At 54.0% G+C, this 2234-nt stretch carries 4 protein-coding genes; all 4 read left to right on the forward strand.

Going from position 1 to position 2234, the window contains the following annotated elements; genetic code table 11:
* Positions 1 to 118 precede the first annotated feature (118 nt).
* The 4 genes from C0V76_RS19430 to C0V76_RS19805 all read left to right on the forward strand — a co-directional run bounded on the left by C0V76_RS19430 (position 119) and on the right by C0V76_RS19805 (position 2065).
* On the forward strand, positions 119 to 580 hold the full coding sequence (locus C0V76_RS19430) for a DUF6882 domain-containing protein (protein ID WP_143707500.1): 462 nt from the start codon (positions 119 to 121) through the stop codon (positions 578 to 580).
* A gap of 96 nt (positions 581 to 676) precedes the next feature.
* Positions 677 to 1042 (forward strand): DUF1493 family protein, encoded by a 366-nt coding sequence (locus C0V76_RS19435; RefSeq protein WP_101944568.1) that lies wholly within the window; start codon positions 677 to 679, stop codon positions 1040 to 1042.
* A 94-nt stretch (positions 1043 to 1136) separates the two neighbouring features.
* Positions 1137 to 1559 carry a hypothetical protein gene (locus C0V76_RS19440; RefSeq protein ID WP_101944569.1) on the forward strand — a complete coding sequence of 141 codons (423 nt, stop codon included), beginning with the start codon at positions 1137 to 1139 and terminating at the stop codon, positions 1557 to 1559.
* Between the two features lie 140 nt (positions 1560 to 1699).
* Positions 1700 to 2065 (forward strand): HEAT repeat domain-containing protein, encoded by a 366-nt coding sequence (locus C0V76_RS19805; protein WP_143707501.1) that lies wholly within the window; start codon positions 1700 to 1702, stop codon positions 2063 to 2065.
* Positions 2066 to 2234 lie beyond the last annotated feature (169 nt).

Genomic DNA, 2234 nt, shown 5'->3' on the forward strand with positions numbered 1-2234 from the left:
CTAACCATTCCGTCGAGAGGGACCGCCCACACGCTGCGCTTGTGGGTTCCCTTCGCGGCTTCGCCGCTACGGCGGCCCCTCACGTCAAACGTTAGGCAACACAACAGGGAGCACCAGTATGGATTGGTCGCAATGGAGCAGAGATGCTGTGACTGCCGCCGACGCCAAGAACGATGCGTGGAGGAAACTATTTGGTCTTCAGAGCGCCAAGTATCAATGGGACCTTGAATCAGGCCGCATCATTTTCGAGTCTAGCACTGGAGTAGTGGAGGCTAATCTCTGTGCAGTGGGTTTCGCTTTTCCTGAGCAAAACTCATTTCAATGGGCGTGGGCCGACCGAACGTTACCCGCAAAGGTAGTTTCGCCGCTTGCTTCAGTCCGGGCATTCGGTGAGGCAAATGACCTCTCGCTACTCACAAGCCCCGAAATCCCAGGTGGCATCGCACAAGGCAAGGAGTGCGTCGCTATCGCCGCCCGCATCCTAGATTCAGAAGGCATCTTTATAGATTCCTCGGAAGGCACAACATTTTTCTTCGTGCTATCAGGGTTCAGGCGGCAGGTGGGCAGTAGTGTTGCCTAAAAATTCCGTCGAGAGGGACGGCCCAAAGCTGTGCTTTGGGTTCCCTCCGCCTGCGGCTCCGGCCGCCCCTCACGTCAAACGTTAGACCGCAACCCAATGACGAGCACCGTTACTCTCGCTGAGGTGATTGCCTGCATTCGGGAGAGTCAGGGCATCAAGGAGGCAAAGCCAATATCTGAGGCCACGTTGCTAGAGCGCGATCTCGGAATTACGGGCGATGATGGAAGCGATTTGCTTGAGGAACTACAAAAGCGGTTTAGTGTGTCATTCGCGGGTGCCGACGGCACGTTGCGCGAAGCATTTGGCCTTGGTAAAGACGAGTATCTATTTCACAGCGAAGGCATTAGCCTGTTTCTGATGATTGCGAAATTTTTCGGTTTCACAATAGAGAAAGTGAACCCCCTATCGGTTGGCCAGTTGCACAATGTCATCCAGGAAAGAAGGGAAAACAGTGCCAATTGAACCAAAGCGGTCTAACCCTACAGTCGAGGGGACGGCCAGCAAGCTGGCTTCCCTCGCTGCGCTCGGCGCCCCCTCACTTCCACGTTAGGCCGATATGCGCCGCCACATACTGAAGAGCATTTTCGGAGCTTATGCCGCCCTACTATCGGCTAGCACGTTTTCAGCCCCGGCAAGACGGCTGGTCGATAGTCGTCTTTTAGGAACTTGGCGCTCCGACAAGGAGCGTACAGTCGCTCTTTGGAAGTATCAGAAAGAGCTATCTTCCGAAGCACGAGAACGATTTGAAAACATCTTCGGAAAGTTCACTCTTCGCTTTACCGAGACGCACATTTACACCGAGCTCGATGACACAAAAGACAAAGTCCCCTATTCGGTTGTCGCACGCGATAAGTCTTCCGTGGTTATCGCTTGGCACGAAGAGAAAGAGCGCTCTCTCCAACACATTCACTTTGAAGGTGATGGGTACTATATTCTGAGCGGCTACAACGTTGAGTTTTATAAGCGTATTTCGGGGTAGTGAAATCGCGGAAAGTAAAGTTCCAATGCAAAAATCGCCTAACCCTGCGGTCAAGCGGACCGCCTGCAAGCTGGCGCTTGCAGGTTCCCTCCGCGCTGCGCGCTCCGGCGTCCGCTTACCTCCACGTTAGGTGCTAGAAATTGGGGCCGTTTTCTCAGGGCTGGACTGAAGCGGATGTTGAGGCGGTAATTGCCAAAGGCAATCCGTTAGAGCTTATTTATGTGCCAATTGTGGTCGGCATGAATGCCGCTGATTGTGATCGTGGGTGGGCTGAAAACATCTGTTGCTCTCTCGCAAGCCACGAAAGTTTCAATGTAAGAGGCAATGCCGTTCTTGGGCTAGCGCATATTGCACGCACATGCCGTAGCATTGATTCGGAGCGGGCCGTTCCTATTGTGAAGGCCGCGTTTGAAGATGAATCTGAATTTGTTCGTGGCCATGCCATCGCCGCCGCCGAAGATTTTGAAACCTATCTAGGAATCATCGTTGAGCCACCCCGCACCTAACCATTCCGTCGAGAGGGACCGCCCACAAGCTGCGCTTGTGGGTTCCCTTCGCGGCTTCGCCGCTACGGCGGCCTGAATCGCCCCGGCCTTCCTAGACACTTCGTAGCCTTAAACTGGCGACCAAGTCGAGGTGTCTATGAGCAGCAAGCGGTACACGGAAGAGTTCAAG

Origin of the sequence: Uliginosibacterium sp. TH139, from assembly GCF_002855595.1 — a bacterium.
Taxonomy (GTDB): Bacteria; Pseudomonadota; Gammaproteobacteria; order Burkholderiales; family Rhodocyclaceae; genus Uliginosibacterium; species Uliginosibacterium aquaticum.

Bases quoted from the DNA above. Each gene is read 5' to 3' on its own strand.
- C0V76_RS19430 (WP_143707500.1), top strand. From the start codon at position 119: ATGGATTGGTCGCAATGGAGCAGAGATGCTGTGACTGCCGCCGACGCC.
- C0V76_RS19440 (WP_101944569.1), top strand. From the start codon at position 1,137: ATGCGCCGCCACATACTGAAGAGCATTTTCGGAGCTTATGCCGCCCTA.
- C0V76_RS19435 (WP_101944568.1), top strand. From the start codon at position 677: ATGACGAGCACCGTTACTCTCGCTGAGGTGATTGCCTGCATTCGGGAG.